The 17,545-nt window shown below is 42.3% G+C and carries 16 protein-coding genes, 1 tRNA gene and 1 pseudogene; 12 read left to right on the top strand and 6 right to left on the bottom strand.

Annotation, left to right across the window (positions count from 1 at the left end; genetic code table 11):
- A partial coding sequence (locus AB6D80_RS09190; RefSeq protein ID WP_372188366.1) for a LysR substrate-binding domain-containing protein occupies nt 1-800 on the top strand: 800 nt, incomplete at its 5' end.
- Nucleotides 801-888: 88 nt separating this feature from the next.
- Here AB6D80_RS09190 and AB6D80_RS09185 read toward each other — a convergent pair.
- Complete coding sequence (locus tag AB6D80_RS09185; protein WP_012604109.1) at nt 889-1,125, bottom strand: glutaredoxin family protein; 237 nt, start codon at nt 1,123-1,125, stop codon at nt 889-891.
- A gap of 153 nt (nt 1,126-1,278) precedes the next feature.
- Between AB6D80_RS09185 and AB6D80_RS09180 the strand changes: the two genes are divergently transcribed.
- Together AB6D80_RS09180 and rlmF are read left to right on the top strand one after the other, a co-directional pair.
- Nucleotides 1,279-1,776, top strand: a complete 498-nt coding sequence (locus tag AB6D80_RS09180) for a YgjP-like metallopeptidase domain-containing protein (protein ID WP_004734935.1) — start codon at nt 1,279-1,281, stop codon at nt 1,774-1,776.
- Nucleotides 1,777-1,780: 4 nt separating this feature from the next.
- The gene (rlmF, locus tag AB6D80_RS09175; protein WP_372188365.1) at nt 1,781-3,121 is read left to right on the top strand and encodes a 23S rRNA (adenine(1618)-N(6))-methyltransferase RlmF; all 1,341 of its coding nucleotides are present in this window, start codon (nt 1,781-1,783) and stop codon (nt 3,119-3,121) included.
- An 88-nt stretch (nt 3,122-3,209) separates the two neighbouring features.
- Here rlmF and pilW read toward each other — a convergent pair whose 3' ends face one another.
- Together pilW and metA are read right to left on the bottom strand one after the other, a co-directional pair.
- On the bottom strand, nt 3,210-3,959 hold the full coding sequence (pilW, locus tag AB6D80_RS09170) for a type IV pilus biogenesis/stability protein PilW (protein ID WP_135442881.1): 750 nt from the start codon (nt 3,957-3,959) through the stop codon (nt 3,210-3,212).
- Between the two features lie 170 nt (nt 3,960-4,129).
- Nucleotides 4,130-5,071 (bottom strand): homoserine O-succinyltransferase, encoded by a 942-nt coding sequence (gene metA / locus AB6D80_RS09165; protein ID WP_012604106.1) that lies wholly within the window; start codon nt 5,069-5,071, stop codon nt 4,130-4,132.
- A gap of 275 nt (nt 5,072-5,346) precedes the next feature.
- On the opposite strand from metA, the gene AB6D80_RS09160 reads away from it, so the two are divergent.
- Both AB6D80_RS09160 and AB6D80_RS09155 read left to right on the top strand, forming a co-directional pair.
- On the top strand, nt 5,347-5,715 hold the full coding sequence (locus AB6D80_RS09160; protein ID WP_372188363.1) for an ATP-binding protein: 369 nt from the start codon (nt 5,347-5,349) through the stop codon (nt 5,713-5,715).
- A 78-nt stretch (nt 5,716-5,793) separates the two neighbouring features.
- Nucleotides 5,794-6,216, top strand: coding sequence for a DUF3859 domain-containing protein (locus AB6D80_RS09155; protein ID WP_012604104.1), 423 nt, complete (start codon nt 5,794-5,796; stop codon nt 6,214-6,216).
- Nucleotides 6,217-6,371: 155 nt separating this feature from the next.
- Here AB6D80_RS09155 and AB6D80_RS09150 read toward each other — a convergent pair whose 3' ends face one another.
- The gene (locus AB6D80_RS09150; RefSeq protein ID WP_009846912.1) at nt 6,372-7,478 is read right to left on the bottom strand and encodes a M20/M25/M40 family metallo-hydrolase; all 1,107 of its coding nucleotides are present in this window, start codon (nt 7,476-7,478) and stop codon (nt 6,372-6,374) included.
- A 258-nt stretch (nt 7,479-7,736) separates the two neighbouring features.
- Between AB6D80_RS09150 and AB6D80_RS09145 the strand changes: the two genes are divergently transcribed.
- Complete coding sequence (locus AB6D80_RS09145) at nt 7,737-9,695, top strand: diguanylate cyclase (RefSeq protein WP_372188361.1); 1,959 nt, start codon at nt 7,737-7,739, stop codon at nt 9,693-9,695.
- Between the two features lie 209 nt (nt 9,696-9,904).
- Here the strand turns inward: AB6D80_RS09145 and AB6D80_RS09140 are convergent, their stop codons facing one another.
- Entirely contained in the window at nt 9,905-10,090 is a 186-nt protein-coding gene (locus AB6D80_RS09140; protein WP_009846910.1) for a hypothetical protein, read from the bottom strand.
- 286 nt (nt 10,091-10,376) lie between these two features.
- Between AB6D80_RS09140 and AB6D80_RS09135 the strand changes: the two genes are divergently transcribed.
- The 4 genes from AB6D80_RS09135 (at nt 10,377) to AB6D80_RS09120 (ending at nt 13,178) form a co-directional block, all read left to right on the top strand.
- Complete coding sequence (locus AB6D80_RS09135; protein ID WP_372188360.1) at nt 10,377-11,045, top strand: DUF2726 domain-containing protein; 669 nt, start codon at nt 10,377-10,379, stop codon at nt 11,043-11,045.
- 264 nt (nt 11,046-11,309) lie between these two features.
- Nucleotides 11,310-11,386: transfer RNA gene (locus AB6D80_RS09130), tRNA-Val, on the top strand.
- Nucleotides 11,387-11,572: 186 nt separating this feature from the next.
- The gene (locus AB6D80_RS09125; protein WP_372188358.1) at nt 11,573-12,814 is read left to right on the top strand and encodes an integrase domain-containing protein; all 1,242 of its coding nucleotides are present in this window, start codon (nt 11,573-11,575) and stop codon (nt 12,812-12,814) included.
- A gap of 172 nt (nt 12,815-12,986) precedes the next feature.
- Nucleotides 12,987-13,178: a helix-turn-helix transcriptional regulator gene (locus AB6D80_RS09120; protein ID WP_372188356.1), complete on the top strand. Its 192-nt coding sequence runs from the start codon at nt 12,987-12,989 to the stop codon at nt 13,176-13,178.
- A 38-nt stretch (nt 13,179-13,216) separates the two neighbouring features.
- Here the strand turns inward: AB6D80_RS09120 and AB6D80_RS09115 are convergent, their stop codons facing one another.
- The gene (locus tag AB6D80_RS09115) at nt 13,217-13,474 is read right to left on the bottom strand and encodes a hypothetical protein (protein WP_231847874.1); all 258 of its coding nucleotides are present in this window, start codon (nt 13,472-13,474) and stop codon (nt 13,217-13,219) included.
- Between the two features lie 135 nt (nt 13,475-13,609).
- Here AB6D80_RS09115 and AB6D80_RS09110 point away from each other — a divergent pair, with 135 nt between their 5' ends.
- Together AB6D80_RS09110 and AB6D80_RS09105 are read left to right on the top strand one after the other, a co-directional pair.
- The gene (locus tag AB6D80_RS09110) at nt 13,610-13,903 is read left to right on the top strand and encodes a hypothetical protein (RefSeq protein ID WP_372188354.1); all 294 of its coding nucleotides are present in this window, start codon (nt 13,610-13,612) and stop codon (nt 13,901-13,903) included.
- 322 nt (nt 13,904-14,225) lie between these two features.
- Nucleotides 14,226-17,522 (top strand): annotated as a pseudogene (locus AB6D80_RS09105) (type I restriction endonuclease subunit R).
- The last annotated feature ends 23 nt before the right edge of the window (nt 17,523-17,545 follow it).

Here is a 17,545-nt window from a genome sequence, read left to right as displayed (position 1 = left end):
CGCTGCATATCGCACAGCCTGCATTGAGTATCTCCATTAAAAAACTAGAGCAGACACTTGAGTTGATTCTATTTCGTCGCGGAGATAAATCCGTCACCTTAACGGAAGAGGGCAAAGTATTATTTGAGCATGCGAAGCGAATCGCCCAACAGTTCAATGATGCTCAACTCGCAATGAATGAGCTAAAGGGACTAGAAAAGGGAGAAGTGCGATTAGGCGCTCCAAGCATGATGGGCAGTTACTTTTTCCCGCAAGTCGTGATGGCATTCAAAAGCCAATACCCAAACCTAAAACTGACTTTAATTGATGCCGGCACCGCATCGATTCGTGAAATGTTATTAAACGGCGAACTGGATATTGGGGTTATCAATCATGAAAATGTGCCAGATGATCTCGAAACCGATCACTTGTTGAGTTCTGAGATGCTAGCAGTTGTTGGTAAAGAACACCCATTGGCAACGCAAGCATCCATCACCTTTGAAGAGTTTTTCGCTCAAGAACTGATTATGTTCAAGTCGGGTTATTTCCACCGTGATTTTATTGATGCGACCTGTAAAAAGTACAATCTCGATATGACCATCGCGTTCGAAACCAATTTATTGCCAATGATTCTTTCTATCGTGAAGCGAGAGTTTGCCATTACTGCGCTGCTTAGCTTGGTGACAGAATACGAGGAAGACGTAGTAGGCGTGCCATTTAAAGACCCTGTGAAGCTGAACCTATCTTTGGCGTGGAGAAAGGAAGGGTACTTGTCGAAGGCGGACCGAACCTTTATTGATTTCGTTAAGCGCTACGTGTGATTTAGAATGGTATAGAACAACAAAGCCCGAGTATCCTAGATTGGACATTCGGGCTTTATTATATAGAAGTATTACTGGCTTAGAGCACTTAGGTACTCTTTGAGTTATACATCTTATCGAAGTTCTTCTGATTCCAGCCGACCATCACCTGGTCGCCGATTTTAAGTACGGGGATAGAGCGAGCTCCCATCGCTTGCAACTCTTTACGGCCACGCTGCATCTTTGCATTCGTTAGGCGGTAAACAATTTTCTTTGAATCCAAATAGCGCTGTGCATCTTTACAGTGCGGGCATTTGTCTGCGACGTACAATACAACACGTTTCATTTTTATAATCTCTTTTTGAGTCTAGCTCTTGGTGAATCTCGCTAAAGTGTAACGAATCCTAGGTGATTAGAAAAGTGTGATCAGTTACACTATGCGGCTCAATTTTCAAGACCACAACGTATTGTCGTGGTGTAACTTGTACGGTCTTTCAGCATGCATCCTTCTTTACGCTATATCCAAGGCTACCCGAAGCACATTCTCGACCCGGTAACTCAACTAGTTGAATCGGGAAAGTTGGTGCCGTGGTTCGAAGCTCGCTACCCAAAGAATCATGAAATAAAAAGCGAGAAAGCCCTGTTTGACTATGCGATTGAGATTAAAAATCGTTATATGAAAAAAACACCACCGATTAGTAAAGTGATTTATGACGGCAAGATACACCTAATTAATAATGCATTAGGTCTGCACTCTTACGTCGCGAAGAATCACGGTGGAAAGATCAAATCGAAGAATGAGATTCGTATCGCCAGTGTTTTTAAAAATGCGCCAGAACCTTTGCTGAGAATGTTGGTGGTACACGAACTGGCGCACATCAAAGAGAAAGAGCACGACAAAGCCTTTTACCAACTATGCTGTCACATGGAGCCGGAATATCATCAACTTGAGTTAGATGCCCGTTTATTCATGATGTATTTAGATTTAAAGAAGTAGCCCAATGAGCCAATCACAAAATAGAACTACGCTAAGCCTGTCGAAAAACAGTACCTCATCAACAAAAACAAAAGACAACCAAGCTGATCAAGGTAACCGTAAGCACGGTGATATTAAGCCAAATGCAGGCAAGCCAAGCAGCGACAAGCGTATTTCTACAAAGAACACATCAGACCGCAAAAACAGTGCTCCCAAAGGTGCTGACAACAACAAAGCAAAGCGACCTTTTGCAAAAGATAGCAAAGGTAAACCGGGTGCGAATAAAGGATCATCGAATAAGGGTTCTTTTAATAAAACTGCTTTTAACAAAAACGCAGCGCAGAAAAGACGCTCGACTGAAAAGCCTCAAGGTGGATTGCACCCAAGAAACCAACATACAGGTCGTTATGACTTCGAGTTATTGGTTGCAGCCTTGCCTGAGCTAAAAGAACATCTGATCAAGAACCCGGAGGGCGAAGACACCATTAATTTCTCTGATCCATTAGCCGTTAAGCTACTTAACAAGGCTTTACTGGCGCATCACTATGGCGTTAAGCATTGGGATATTCCTGCTGGTTACTTGTGCCCGCCAATTCCTGGCCGTGCAGATTATATTCACAGAGTGGCAGACATCCTTAATAGCGATGGCCAAGGTGAACCTTATAATCATGCTTCTGTGAAAGCACTAGATATTGGTGTTGGTGCAAACTGTATTTACCCAATCATTGGTGCGACAGAGTATAAGTGGCGCTGGACAGGTACTGATGTCGATTCAGTCTCCATCAAAACAGCGAACTTCATTGCGGAAAGTAACCCTAATCTAAAAGGTAAGATCCGAGCTCGCCTGCAAGCCGACTCAGAATCTATCTTTAAGGGCGTGATTAAGGATAATGAACGTTACGATGTCACAATTTGTAACCCTCCATTCCATAGCTCTCTAGAAGAGGCGGAAAAGGGATCACAACGTAAACTGGATAACCTAGCGGCAAACCGAGCTAAGAAAGCCGGTCAGTCATTCAAGCCAGAAACGAATAAGAAGCCAGCTAAGTTAGATAAACCAACTAAGCAAGATAAACCAACCTTAAACTTTGGTGGCCAAAAATCTGAACTTTGGTGTCCGGGTGGCGAAGCTGCTTTCATTATGAAAATGGCGAGAGAGAGCCAACTTTTTGCTACTCAAGTATTGTGGTTCACGACATTGATTTCTAAGAAAGATAACGTCGATATGGTTCGTTCAGAGCTGGGTAAGCTAAGAGCTAAACAAGTAAAAGTGGTTGAGATGTCGCAAGGCCAGAAGGTGAGTCGCTTTATCGCATGGACCTTTATGGACGACGAGCAAAGACAAGAGTGGATCGCGCTAAAATAGCGGCTGCGCTAAGTCAAGACATTAAGTTGAAATTACGTACGGGCTTGTTGTTAACGCAACAAGCCCGTTTTTTGTGTTTTTCTATACGCTAAGCAGAAAGTAACTCATCTAACTTACTCTGATATTTCTTCTCTAGAGCACTGTTACCTGCTTTGTTTTCGAGATCGACCAAGATTTTAAGCGATGGAATTTGGTAACCATAACGCTGGTGGAATTTGAATAAACGAAGCCTAGCGTCGTTGTAATCGGCGTCACTCACTTCAATTTTTGATAGCTGTAGTATCGATTTTACGCGATTTGGATCGTGGTCAATCGCTCGTGTGAAGTAGTATTTTGCTTGGTCGGTATTACCAGCCTTAAACGCGCAGAATGCCGCATTCTCATAACTTGCAGAGACAAGGTAGTAGTAGGGTTGGTCAATTGCGCGATTGAAATATTTATCAGCTTGCTCGTATTCGCCTTGTTTACACAAGAACGTACCGTAGTTATTCAATACATTGCCGTTTCTTGAATCTAGACTGAGTGCTTTGCGGTAAGTGGTTCTTGCTTCATCTACTTCGCCAACTTGCTCGTAATAATGTGCCATCGAAAGTTGGGCGCGGTAATAGCTAGGAGCGTGTTTGATAGCGAGCTCTAGGTTTTCACGTGCCTTGACCATATTACCTTGTCCCATGTAGCCCAAACCCAATTCAATACGTGATTGAGACATTGCAATTGGATCACTTGCCATTTTTGGTGGACCTTCGGTTACAGAAACACAACCTACCAAAGAAAGAGAGGCGAGAAGCGTGAGTTGAGATAGCAGAGTGGATTTTGGTAATAGCGACTTGTTAGGCATGTGCAGCTCCTTTTGAACACAAACCCATGATATGAAATCGAACACATTTAAGTGTTAGATAGATTATGGAATGCGACCCAAACACCATAAAAAAAGCCGTGTCCAATTTGGTGTTTTATCAACAACCTATGGAATACGGCTTTATGTGTTTGTGAATCGGAAGAAAGAACTTAGTCGTCCTTGGTGAAGTTGTCTTCGCTGAAGTGATCCAGATCGTAAGGCGTTTGTTGGTAAACGCAGTAGTTAAGCCAGTTTGAAAACAATAAGTGTCCATGACTACGCCAACTTGCTACAGGCTTGTTGTCTGGATTGTTGTTCGGGTAGTAGTTGATTGGTATCACCGGCTCCATGCCTTCACCCAAATCTCGAATGTATTCATTGTGAAGTGTATGAGCATCGTATTCAGGGTGACCGGTTACAAACACGTTTCGCTTATCTTTCGTTGCCGCAAGGTATACGCCCGCTACATCAGAAGTCGCAAGAACATCAAGGTCGGTATGCTCGGCTAAGTATTCCTGAGAGAAATCAGCATAGCGAGAGTGCGGTGCCAAGAAAGTATCGTCGAAGCCACGTAAAATTGGGTGGTACGGGTTATGTATCTCGTGGTTGTAAACCCCAGAAAGCTTATCTTTACGAGTTCGCTTCGGTAAATCATACAAGAGCTTTAAGCCAGCTTGAGCTGCCCAACACACATACAAGGTTGAGGTCACATGCTTGTTTGCCCATTCCATGATGGTTTTTAGATGATCCCAGTAGATAACGTCTTCAAATTGAACCAAGCCAAGTGGCGCACCTGTGATGATCAATCCATCAAAGTTTCTCCCTTTGACCATTTCGAATTGACGGTAGAAGTTATCAAGGTGTTCTGTCGGCGTGTTTTTACTTGGTCGGTCATCAATACGCAACAGCTCTACATCGACTTGCAATGGGCTGTTGGATAGTAGGCGCAAGAATTGAGTTTCAGTTTCAATCTTCTTTGGCATTAGGTTGAGGATCAAGACTCGAAGTGGACGAATTTCCTGTGTCGATGCTCTTGATAACGGCATAATAAAGATGTTTTCTTCACGAAGAACATCAGATGCTGGCAATTGGTCTGGAATGCGAATAGGCAAAGCTTTCTCCCTAAGCTAGATATGTAGACGTCTATACATCTAAATCTATAGTAGTTTGATACGCTTGTCGATATACAAAATGGATAGTTGTAAATTATTTGTGTTTGCTATCAGAAGTCATCCACCAGCGTCGAGGGGAGTCTCATTGTATTCAGTGATTATTTGAGTCGAGTATAAGGACTCGGTTTTTGGATGTTGAGCAAAGGCAGTTATCAGAGAAACTCGTTACTATTTAAGATAAACTCATGTTTTCAAATTAGCCTGTAAAGTGACAGATGAAGTTAATACTCATTCGAGGGTTGCCTGGTTCTGGCAAGTCAACAAAAGCAAAAACCTACGATGTATTGCATGTCGAAGCGGATATGTATTATGTGAATGAGCAAGGTGACTATCATTTTGACCCAAGGCAGTTGCAGCAGGCGCATGAGTGGTGTCAGAACACTGCAGAAGACGGCTTGAAGCAAGGGTTGGATGTTGTAGTGTCGAATACCTTTATTAAGCAGTGGGAAATGAAGGCTTATCGTCAACTCGCACTCAAATACAAAGCGGATTTGGTTATAGAAGTGTGCCGAGAACAATATGGCAGCATTCACGACATCGAACCGTCGGTGATTAAGCGCATGGCGAAAGATTGGCAAGAATAGCCTCGTTCTTCCTCTACTTACGTGGCTGAATGGTAGCTAGAATTAAATTAATAGAACAACTCCAAGGTAACGATTGAAATGGCAAAGCGCTCTGTTGTGGTCGACATGACATCTTATGGCATCTATACAACGTGGGATTCCAAATCTAAAGATCTTCCAAAAATCCAAGAGTTCACCACTACCGTTGATGCTGAAATCGACGTGGAATTTGGCTATATCTTGAATATCAAAAAAGCCAAAGGTGAAAAAATCCGTTACTGCATCTATCACCCGAACATCACCACCGACACGGGTGAAGTGCTCGAACCGTTCGATGGTGAAGAGCATGTCGGCAACAATGACTGGGATTTTTACTTAGGCGATACTATCTGGGCGCCTGTCTCCAACAAACTCGGTAAATGGCGCATGACCGTCGAGCTAAAAGGCAACATCATTGCTGATAAGACATTCGACCTTGTTGCGAAAGACGAAGGGCAGTTTTGGAAGCGTAGGGGGTTTTAGATTGGAACTTCTGTCTAAATTAAGACAACAAAAAAGCCGACTCACACGTTACATGTGAACTCGGCTTTTTGACGTTAACTAGATGGCATTTTCTATTTCGTCAACGAGTAAGATTGTCTAGTTAACAAATAAGACAGGCTAGTTAACCAGTAAGACTATTGAGTCACGTAAGCCACAACAAACTCAGTGATTGCGACCATGTCTTTCACTGCAATGTACTCTTCAGTGGTGTGAACTTTCGCCATACCTGTAGAAAGGTTAACCGTTGTTAGGCCTTTCGCGTTGAAGTTGTTTGCATCGCTACCGCCGCCAGTGCGTTTAGTGTTCGCTGTTACGCCAAGCTTCTCGAATGCGGATTTGATAGAAAGAATGTGCGGATGATCGTCTGCGATAACGAATGCATCGTAAGCACGAGTCGATTCGATTTCTACTTCAGCACCGAACTGTTTTGCACTCTCTTGGAATGTAGAGATCATGTGCTCAACTTGAGCTGTTAGCTTTTCTCCGTTTAGAGAGCGAGCTTCAGCCACGACTTTAAGTTCTGGCATTACGATGTTAGTCGCTTGACCGCCTTCAACAATACCGACGTTTGCTGTTGTTTCTTCATCGATACGAAGCAGATTCATCTTAGTGATCGCGTCTGCTGCAACTTGAATGGCACTGATGCCTTCTTCTGGCGCTAAACCCGCGTGAGCAGGGCGCCCTTTGATCTTCGCAACGATTTTCTGTTGGCCAGGTGCTGCATTGACGATAGTGCCAATTGGGCCGCCTGTATCTAGTACGATAGCGTGCTCAGACTGAATGTAAGACATATCGAAGTTCAAAGAGCCGAACAGACCGCCTTCTTCGAATACGGTGAACGCGATTTCAATGGTTTTGTGCGCTTGGCCTTCAGCTTGGATTACGCGAACCGCTTCCATGATCGCTGCGATACCAGACTTGTCGTCGCCGCCTAGAATCGTATTGCCTTTAGAGCGGATGATGCCGTCTTCAATGATTGGCTCAATGCCGATACCTGGCGTTACTGTGTCCATGTGGCAGCTGAATACTGTGCTACCTGGAAGAGTGCCATCTAGACGAGCGTAGATGTTGAAACCGTTAGACACTTCTTCAGGAACCGCCAGTTTGTGAACTTCAAAACCCAGTTCACCGAGTTGCTCAGCCAAAGCTTCAGCAATCGCTTTTTCGTTACGAGATTCACTATCAATTTTCACTAGATCGCAGAAATGTTCTACGAGACGTTGTTCATTAATTTGGGTCATTGTTAATTCTCATTTTGCTCCGTTGTTTCTAAAGAAGTCACGGAGGCAGGAACAGGAAAATAACTATAACGCCTTTTTACAGAATCATTGCCTGAGTTAAATCAAGAAAATTATCTGATTATTCTAATTTATGAGAAAAATACTACGCGGATCGACCCATGTGCAGGATTTAAATCTCCATATGTGTCGGGTACAATGTGAAACCGCTTAAGGTAACCGTCGATTAAATTGGTATGCAATCAGTAATGGCACTTATAAATGAATAACAACAGAGTGTTAGGCTCATTTTTTCTCGTCGTACTGATCAGTGTTGTACTAGGATTGTATTTACTCTATCCAACTTATGACGACGATTTACAGACTATTCGACCAGAACCCCCAGGCGCGTACAGTCCCGAAAAAGAGTTATCAGCGACTCAATATGGCGCTGAACTCATTGAAATCCTTAATGTGTCTCGCGGTGATCCAAAGCTTGCCTCCCAAAAGCTTGAAACCTTAAAAGCAACGAGCCCTACGCAACATAAAGCCATCTATCGTGGTTATGAACTAATGATTTTATCGAATCTCGCACAGCATGATCTCGATAAACAGGCTGTGTCTGAATACACACGACAGATCAAGGCATTAGCACAGCGTGAAGATATGGGGTGGTTAAAGGCGCAATCTTTAGTTGAACTAGCGATTGAGCAGATGAGTCAAGGTGAATTAGTAGAGGCTGAATCTCAAGTTAAAGCAGCAATAAGTATCGCTGAATCAATCCAGTATGAAGAACTGTTGATAAAAGCCTACAACACTGTGGGGTCGATCAAAAACATCCAAAATGATTTTTCCGAAGCTCAGTATTTTTTTCATAAGGGCTTAAATCTTGGCAAGAAATACCCACGGCATATCTATAACAGTAAGTTGATGTCGAATATGGCATTGCTTTATATCTATCTGGAAGATTGGCCGAAAGCACTCAAACTTATCGAACAGGCCAAAAAACTCTATATCAAAAGTGGACTACGCGATGGTTCAACCATCGGTGTGTTATATGTTAATGAATCATTTGCTTATCTACGCAGTGGCGACTTAGTAAAAGGTCGAGAGGCTTATAAAAGTGCCACCAAATTTAATGATGATAGCGTAAGTGAAAGGTACAAAATCCTTCTTCTAAAAGCTCAGAGTGAAGTACTGCTAGCAGAAAAGAACTTTGAGTTAGCAAGGAAAGTAACAAACCAATGTATTGGTTACCCGGGTGTTGCAAAGTACACACTCCAACTGGGTCAGTGTTACTTAAACAGAGCTTTAGCAAATATCGGTTTGAACCAAGATAACTTTGTTTTCTTTGATCTAAAACGTTCGTCTACGATGTTTGATATTGTTGGCAGCCGTAGTTGGAAGGTGCTTGGTTTCAAAGCGCTTGCAGAATACTATGAATCTAAAGGCAACAGTGAAATTGGACTTCGGTATTTCAAGCTTTATTACAAGGGCAACAAAGCGCTGTTATTTGAAAAGCGTCAGAGTGATATCTTTTTATTAGAACAAGACTTTGCTACGGCTTCATTAGCGAAAGAGAATGAACTGCTTAATGCAGAAAAAGAGCTCGCAGAGGTGACGCTAGATAAACAGAGCTTAAAAGACCGCATTGTTGTCGTACTCGGTGTTATGGTCATCATAAGCTTTGCTGTACTTCTGGTAAGGTTATGCACTATGCACAAGACCAACAAAGAGTTGGTTAAGCAATCGACGAGATGTGAGTTGACAGGTTTATTCAATAGACGCTACCTGGAACAATTGTTAACTCAGCCAATGCCATACCGTTTGTCTCCGTTCGGGTATACGCTTGCTATTTTGGACTTAGACCAATTTAAACGAGTCAATGATACATACGGACATGATATTGGGGATCAAGTTTTGGTAGAGGTTGCTAAGCGTATAGAGCGAGCGCTATCAACAAACGATGTGTTGGCTCGATGGGGTGGGGAAGAATTCGTTTTACTGCTTGCTGGCACTCAAGACCCAAACAAACAGTTGGAAATGATAAGGCAAACAATCGCTGATCAAACGATAGAAACGTATTCCGGTCCGTTAGCGTTAACTACATCAATTGGTGCGACCATTCATTTAACGTATCAAGAATTAAATAGCAGTACCTACAAACAGCATTTGAAATCAGCAGATGACGCTTTATATCAAGCAAAACAATCAGGGCGCAACCAGGTGGTCATTGCTTAGCGAAAAATACAGCTTAGTGCGAAAATACAGCTTAAATGAACCTGTAATTTAAATACTTGGCAGCCTCATCTGAATCATTCCCCTTAGGCAGAAGCGTTTAAATTTAATCGAGTAAAAGAACCTAAAGCAACCATTCAACTAAGCAACTAAGCGAATAAGGGTGTTATCAACTCCTATTCGCTTAGTTTTTATATTATTTATTAAGAGTATTACTTAGCGATACTTTCCAACATTTCAACCAGTTCACTCTCTGTTGCTGGTTCACGAGCGAGCTCAATGACTGCTGAAGCGCCGCCTTTTAACATATAAGCTTGAGTTCCACAGTGGTCATAATGGAACCATTTACCATCGACACACACATCGGTATAACATCTTGGGTCTTGTTTGAGTTCCACAGTTATTTCCTTATTAACATTTGCCTAACGTTTTTCATGCTAATTGGTCACAACTTGGTGCGATTTGATCTGAATCAATTTAATATGTAATTGATGATTTGATTATTAAATAGGAGATGTGCGTCTTGAACTGTCGAAGCCGGTAAAGAGACAGCCTCTGGCGATTAAAGCGTTCAAAGGTCATGATTCCAATTCGCAGCTCTGCTTCTTTTGCTTGCCACGTGACGCTTTTCTACATACGCTAACCACTCTCTTAATCCCTATACAAATGTGATTGTGTTGGAAAATGACTAATATCTTTATCGTTGTAATTGTTCTGGTTGTGTTCTTTTACTTTATTCAAAACTATCTAGTAAAAAATGATGACACCAAAGATCATGCTTATCAAAAGAAAGGCTCGTTAATGTCGGCGCAACAAGCGACCTTCTATAACGCACTCAAATCCGCAGTGGGTAACCATGGGGAAGTATTTGCTAAAGTGAGCATGTCTAACATTGTTGTCCCCGCTAAGGCGAACAATAAAAAGAACTGGTTTATTGCGAACAACAAAATCTCACGCAGTTATTTTGACTTTGTAGTGTGCGACCCGCGAACGTTAGAGCCACGTGTAATCATCGAATTGGATAATGGAAAAGAGCTGAATAAAGGAAAGGTTGATCGCGAGAAGCTATTGATGCACGTTTGTAAATCGGCTGGCCTTCCACTTATTGGCGCTTCAATTAAGCACAGTTATCAAGTGAGCCGTTTGAAGAGGTTACTGGCAGCACACATCGATTTGATTGAGCCATCTAAAGAAGTTCGATTCTGTAAGAAATGTCGCAGCCCTATGATCATCAAACTCGCAAGCCATGGCGATTATAAAGGCCGACGTTTCTTTACTTGTAGTCGTCAACCTAACTGTACTTATACAGAGAACTACAACGTCGTGTTCGACATGGACGAAGATTCTAACTAATACCTTGCGCCAAAGTGCTCAGTAAAGGGAGAAAAGACACGAGCATGCTGATGTATGTAATCATCGAAGTTGAACTTAAATGTGATCTACTTCAAGCCATTGATCTGCTTTGTGTTTAAATTTTATTCTGATTGTTGTTTTTAAAAGCAAACAAACAGTTTTGTGCAAATTTATCCTTGCACGCATCCAAATCACTCGCTATTATCCATCTCGTTCTGAAGCGTTAGCCACTTAATAAAGCGGTTAGATAAGTTTCACAGCATTGCCCGCTTAGCTCAGTTGGTTAGAGTACTTGCATGACATGCAAGGTGTCACTGGTTCGAGTCCAGTAGCGGGCACCACATTATACGAATGAGCCCACCTAGTGTGGGCTTTTTTGTGCCTATAATTCCCTGTTTTATCAGACTCTTAGCCATTTATTGGTCCCAAGAGATTCCATGATGTGTTGTAAAATCCACCGTTTAAAGTAATCTCTGAAGTAGTCTTTTAAGATCTAAGCAATTTCGAGGTTACTTCAGGGGGTTACGATGGCGAAAAAAGTACAGCCTTTAACGGCAACTCAAATCAAACAAGCAAAGCCTAAAGAGAAAGAATATAATTTAGGTGACGGTGATGGATTATCATTGAAGATTAAGCCTATAGGAACAAAACTATGGCGTTTCTCTTATTATCATCCCATTTCACGAAAGCGCTTGAACCTAGCCTTAGGTAAGTACCCTGACGTCTCACTAGCCAAAGCAAGAACCAAAGCGATTGAGGCAAGAGAACTACTCGCTGATGGTATTGACCCTAAAGAGCACCGTGATACGACACTCAGAGAAAAACAGTTAGAATTGGCGAATACGTTACAGTCGGTATTTGATGACTGGATTGAAGTGAAGAGAACAAGCGTCAAAGAGCAAACCGCTAAGAAGCTAAAGCAACGAATTGAGAAGTACCTCTTACCTGATCTTGGTAAGTTTCCCCTTGGTGACATTACGGCACCACAAGCGATAAAAACAATTAAACCCATTGCGAATCAAGGTAAATTAGAAACTGTAGGGCGCTTGTGTCGCAACCTCAATGAGATAATGACCTTTGCAGTAAATACTGGTGTGATTGAGCACAACAAGCTCGCAGGCATTGGTAAAGCCTTTGAAACAGCTAAGGTGACCAATCAAGCCTCGTTAACTCCTGATGAACTTCCTGAACTCCTCAAAACAATCAACTACGCGTCAATTAAACCTATCACTCGCTGCTTGCTAGAATGGCAACTTCACACCATGACAAGACCTGCTGAAACGGCCGGGGCACGTTGGGATGAAATTGATAGAGAAAAGATGCTTTGGATCATTCCTGCTGAACGAATGAAAAAGGGAAGGGTACACACTGTTCCTTTAACAAAACAAACTTTAGACCTATTAGAGACGATTGATTTCATCACGGGTGATAGTGAATACCTTTTCCCTGCTGACAAAAGTAACAAAAATCACATCAACAAAGAGACAGCAAATAAAGCATTGGTACGAATGGGCATGAAGGGTAGGCAAACTTCCCACGGTTTACGCGCATTAGCCAGTACCACCTTAAATGAGCAAAACTTCGATCCAGATATTATAGAAGCCGCACTTTCTCATGTGGATAGAGATAAGGTAAGAAGCGCATACAACCGCACAGACTACCTTGAACGTCGTAAAGTTCTAATGGCGTGGTGGAGTGATCACATTGAAGAAGCGGCTTCGGGGAACTTGTCGATGAGTGGTAAAAAGAGCCTGAAGGTTGTGGGTTAATAGATTTGAAATTTGATGTCTAGTAAATTAGAGTTACAGTGTAACTTTAAACCTTCAATAAGTTGAAAGGCATTGGCTTAGCGTAGAGTACGGTTTTCTATGGTGCATATAACCTAAATAATTTCAGACATATGTCATTTAAGTGAAATCCACTCACTTGTAAGGTATCAATATGTCAAACGTAACCGCTCGCTTAATTCGTCTCAATGAAGTACTAGTAATGACTGGCTTATCAAGGTCGGGAATGTATCGCTCTATAGAAAAACAGCAGTTTCCATCACAGGTGCCAATTGGAGATAGAGCTGTTGCCTGGGTAGAAAGTGAGGTTCAAGACTGGGTCCGCCAAAGAGTGCTAAACAGGTAAAATTAAATATTGGAGAGCTTTATAGCTCTCCAAGCATGCTATAGAAGCTTAGAGAATTGTGTGGCTTTATTTTTTTTATCTTCTTCAATGCTTCTCATTAATTCTTCAGATTTACTAGCAAACTGATTGGTCATCAAAGTGATTACCTGGTTGATGGGCATGTCAAATTGTTTGGAAAGCTGATGAAGCTGGATTGATACCGTTTCGTCAACAACGATATTTAAGGTTTTTTTGTTTTCCCTTGTGGTTTTTTCCCTATATTTCTTCTGCGACCATGCTCTTTTGAAGTTCATCATGATCAGTTTTTTTCAGCGTTGCTAATATCTAGTGAATGAAAAATAGCCGGAACGACTTTAGTGTGACTTTCATTGATGTTCATTACGTTTGGCAACGTAGCAACCGAGACTCTTACTTCCGGAGCTGTCGAGTTAGTGACGAATAACATTATTCCACTTGGAGTTTTAACGAAAGTTTGTACGGCTGTATTTGGAAAAAAGACGCCTATAAAACCGAAAGATGCTGTTTTACTTACTACCATTCACGAAGCAACAAATAAGTCGATTGACGGCATACTTAACGAACAAGCTAAACGTTTTGCGTTCTTGGGGCTACCTTGTATGGATGAACAAGAGCTTGAGCAAAGTTTGCAATATTTAGAGTCTATTGGTGTTGTTAAAAGTAATGGTAAAACAATAGTCCTACTTGACTCTATTGTTCAGCATTAGACCTGATTGCTTCGACTTAGAAAGAATGCAAGTAGAAGCAACGAAAGCAATCGCAGAGTAACATTTCGTCATTCCAGAAAGTGAGGAACGAACTTATCAGGAATCTCGTTTTTGGCGGTGGTGAAAAGCGAGATCTCAGATACCTCGTCCCTCGGTTCTGAGATGACAAAGGCGAGGTTCTAAGGTGACGAAGGTGAAGTTCTAAGGTGGTGAATCAAACACACCTCAGATGACAGAACAAAATCGATTTGGTCCAAAAACAAATTCAAATAATTAAATCTAGAAAACAACAAACAACGTCAAACAGCAGTAGGGAAAGGCGATGAGCTTAAAATTTACTGAAGCCAAACTCGAACAGGCCATTATTGAGTTATTGGGTGAGCAAGGCTACCCACACGCAGTGGGTGAACAAATAGCGCGTGAAGACAAAGAACAAGTACTCATTGTCGATGACTTACGACGCTACCTTGCCAAGCAGTACCGAGGCGATGGTATAACCGAGAGCGAAATCGACACCATTGTCCGTATGATCTCAACGTTGCCTGCCAGTGATTTGTACCATAGCAATAAAACCTTCTGCCAATGGCTAACCAATGGCTTCTTGTTTAAGCGTGAAGATCGCTCAAAGAAAGACCTCTATATTGAGTTAATCGATACAAGACATTTGGCACAAGCCTTACGCTTGATGTTTGTGCCGTTGCTAGAGAATAAATCTAAACCTGATAATACTGATAGAGAAGTTGCTGAAGGTAAGGTTACGTACCTAGAAACAAATCGGTTAAAAGCGACTGACACCAATATCTATAAAATCGTTAACCAGCTAGAGATTGAAGGTGTCGATGAACAAGTTCGAATCCCTGATGGCATCCTTTATGTGAACGGCTTGCCGCTGGTGGTGTTTGAATTCAAAAGTGCCGTGCGAGAGAAAGACGCGACCATTTTTGATGCATGGAAGCAAATCTGTGTGCGTTATCGCCGTGATATTCCCAAGCTGTTCGTCTACAACGCGATGTGCATCATCAGTGATGGTGTGAACAACAAAATGGGTAACCTGTTTGCGCCGTATGAGTTCTTCTACGCATGGCGCAAAGTAACGGGCAACGAGTCTACCGAAAAAGAGGGTATTAACTCCCTCTACACCATGATTGCCGGGTTGTTTAACCAAACCCGATTACTTGATGTGGTGAAGAACTTTGTCTTCTTCCCTGATACATCAAAGAAAGAAATAAAAATCTGTTGTCGTTACCCCCAGTACTACGCAGCGCGAAAGCTTTACTACAACATTGACAAAGAACGTAAGCCATACGGTAGTGGTAAAGGCGGTACTTACTTTGGTGCAACAGGGTGTGGTAAGAGCTTTACCATGTAATTTCTATCGCGCCTACTGATGAAAAGCATCGATTTCGAAAGCCCAACCATTGTACTTATTACTGATCGTAACGATCTCGACGACCAGCTTTCTAAACAGTTCTGTAATGCCTCTGATTACATTGGTGATGAGATGGTGGTGCCAGTTAAAAGCCGTCAAGATTTAAGAGACAAGCTACAAGGCATCAAGAGTGGTGGTGTGTTCCTGACTACCATTCATAAGTTCACCGAAGACATCGAATTGCTTTCAGAGCGTACAAACATCATCTGTATTTCTGATGAAGCGCACCGTTCACAGGTCAACCTCGATAAGAAAGTGGTGATCAAATATCAAGATGGTATAGCCGTCGATGTGAAAGAGACATACGGCTTTGCTAAGTATCTGCACGATTCTCTACCAAGCGCGACTTACGTTGGTTTCACCGGAACACCGATTGATGCCACCCTTGATGTATTCGGTGATCCAGTAGACAGCTACACCATGACAGAATCTGTTAATGATGAAATTACGGTTCGTATTGTTTATGAAGGCCGAGCCGCTAAAGTCATTCTTGATAACAGCAAGCTTGAAGAGGTAGAGAAATACTACCAAGCGTGCGCAGAAGCGGGCACCAATGAACATCAGATAGAAGAGAGTAAGAAAGCTTCTGCCAATATGAACGCGATCCTTGGTGACCCTGATCGTATTGAAGCTTTGGCGAAAGACTTTGTTGAACATTATGAAGGGCGAGTTAAAGAAGGTTCTACGATAAAGGGCAAGGCGATGTTTGTCTGTGCGAGTCGTGAAATCGCGTTTGATTTTTATAAGCAAGTCAAGATCTTAAAGCCAGAATGGTTTGAGGAAAAGCTATCAATTGATGGTGTCGAGCTGACGGATAAAGAGAAAGAAGAGTTAAAGCCACTTGCGATGGTGCAAATGGTGATGACGCGCGGTAAAGACGATGACCCTGATCAGTACAGCCTGCTAGGGACAAAGGAATATCGAAAATCGCTCGACCAGCAGTTTAAGAGTCCTAAGTCGAATTTCAAAATAGCCATTGTGGTCGATATGTGGCTAACAGGTTTTGACGTTCCTGAATTGGATACTATCTACATCGATAAGCCGTTGCAGAAACACAACCTGATTCAAACTATCTCACGTGTTAACCGTAAGTTTGAAGGCAAGGCGAAAGGGTTAGTTGTCGATTACATTGGTATCAAGTCGCGTATGAATCAAGCCTTAGCGATGTATTCAAAGGCTGATGAGACTAACTTTGAAGATATTCGCTTTTCCGTTATTGAGGTGAAGAACCATCTCGATCTGTTAAGGCAGATGTTCCACAAGTTCGATACGTCAGGTTATTACACAGGAGAGCCGTGTAAGCAGCTAGAGTGCCTTAATCAGTCGGCAGAATACATCCTTCAAACCAAGAAAGGCGAAACCCGATTCATGGCTTTAGTGGGCCGTATGAAGGCGGCTTATGATGTTTGCTGTGGTAGTGAATTGTTATCTCAGCAAGAGCGTGACCAAATTCACTTCTATATCGCAGTACGCTCCATTATCTTTAAGCTAACCAAAGGTGATGCACCAGACACGGCACAAATGAATAAGCGCGTTCGTGAGTTAGTGGCAGAAGCACTTCGTGCCGATGGAGTAGAAGAGATCTTTACCATTGGTGATGAGCACGCCGAAGCGATCGATATTTTTGACGAAGATTACCTAGCTCGAATCAACAAGATTAAGCTACCTAACACTAAGATTCAGTTACTCCAAAAGCTACTAGAGAAGGCGATAAGTGACTTTAAAAAGGTCAACCAGCTACAAGGTATGAACTTCTCTAAGCGCTTCCAATCGCTGGTGGAGCAATACAACGAACGTCGTGAAAATGATGTGTTGAATGGCGAGGAGTTCGATACCTTCTCTCAAGAAATGACCGACATTATCTTTGATATCGTGAAAGAAATGGGCTCGTTTGAAGACCTAGGTATCGACCTAGAAGAGAAAGCGTTCCTCGATATCTTGAACCACATGCGCAAGAAGTACGATTTCACTTACGACGATGACAAGATGCTCGAACTGGCGAAGGAGATGAAAACCACAGTAGACGATGTTGCCCAATACCCAGACTGGGCAGGGCGCGATGACATCAAAGCCAAGTTGAAAGTGGATTTAATCTTACTGCTACACAAATACGGCTTCCCACCAGTAGCCAACGATGATGTTTACAAAGGCGTGCTAGAGCAGGCTGAGAATTATAAGAAGAATAGTTAGTTATGAATGTAATTAAGAAGCTC

Origin of the sequence: Vibrio sp. 10N.247.310.17, assembly GCF_041466605.1 — a bacterium.
Classification (GTDB): Bacteria; Pseudomonadota; Gammaproteobacteria; order Enterobacterales; family Vibrionaceae; genus Vibrio; species Vibrio tasmaniensis_A.
The sequence above is the reverse complement of the archived record's forward strand: the minus strand, read 5'-3'. Positions and strand labels throughout refer to the sequence as shown.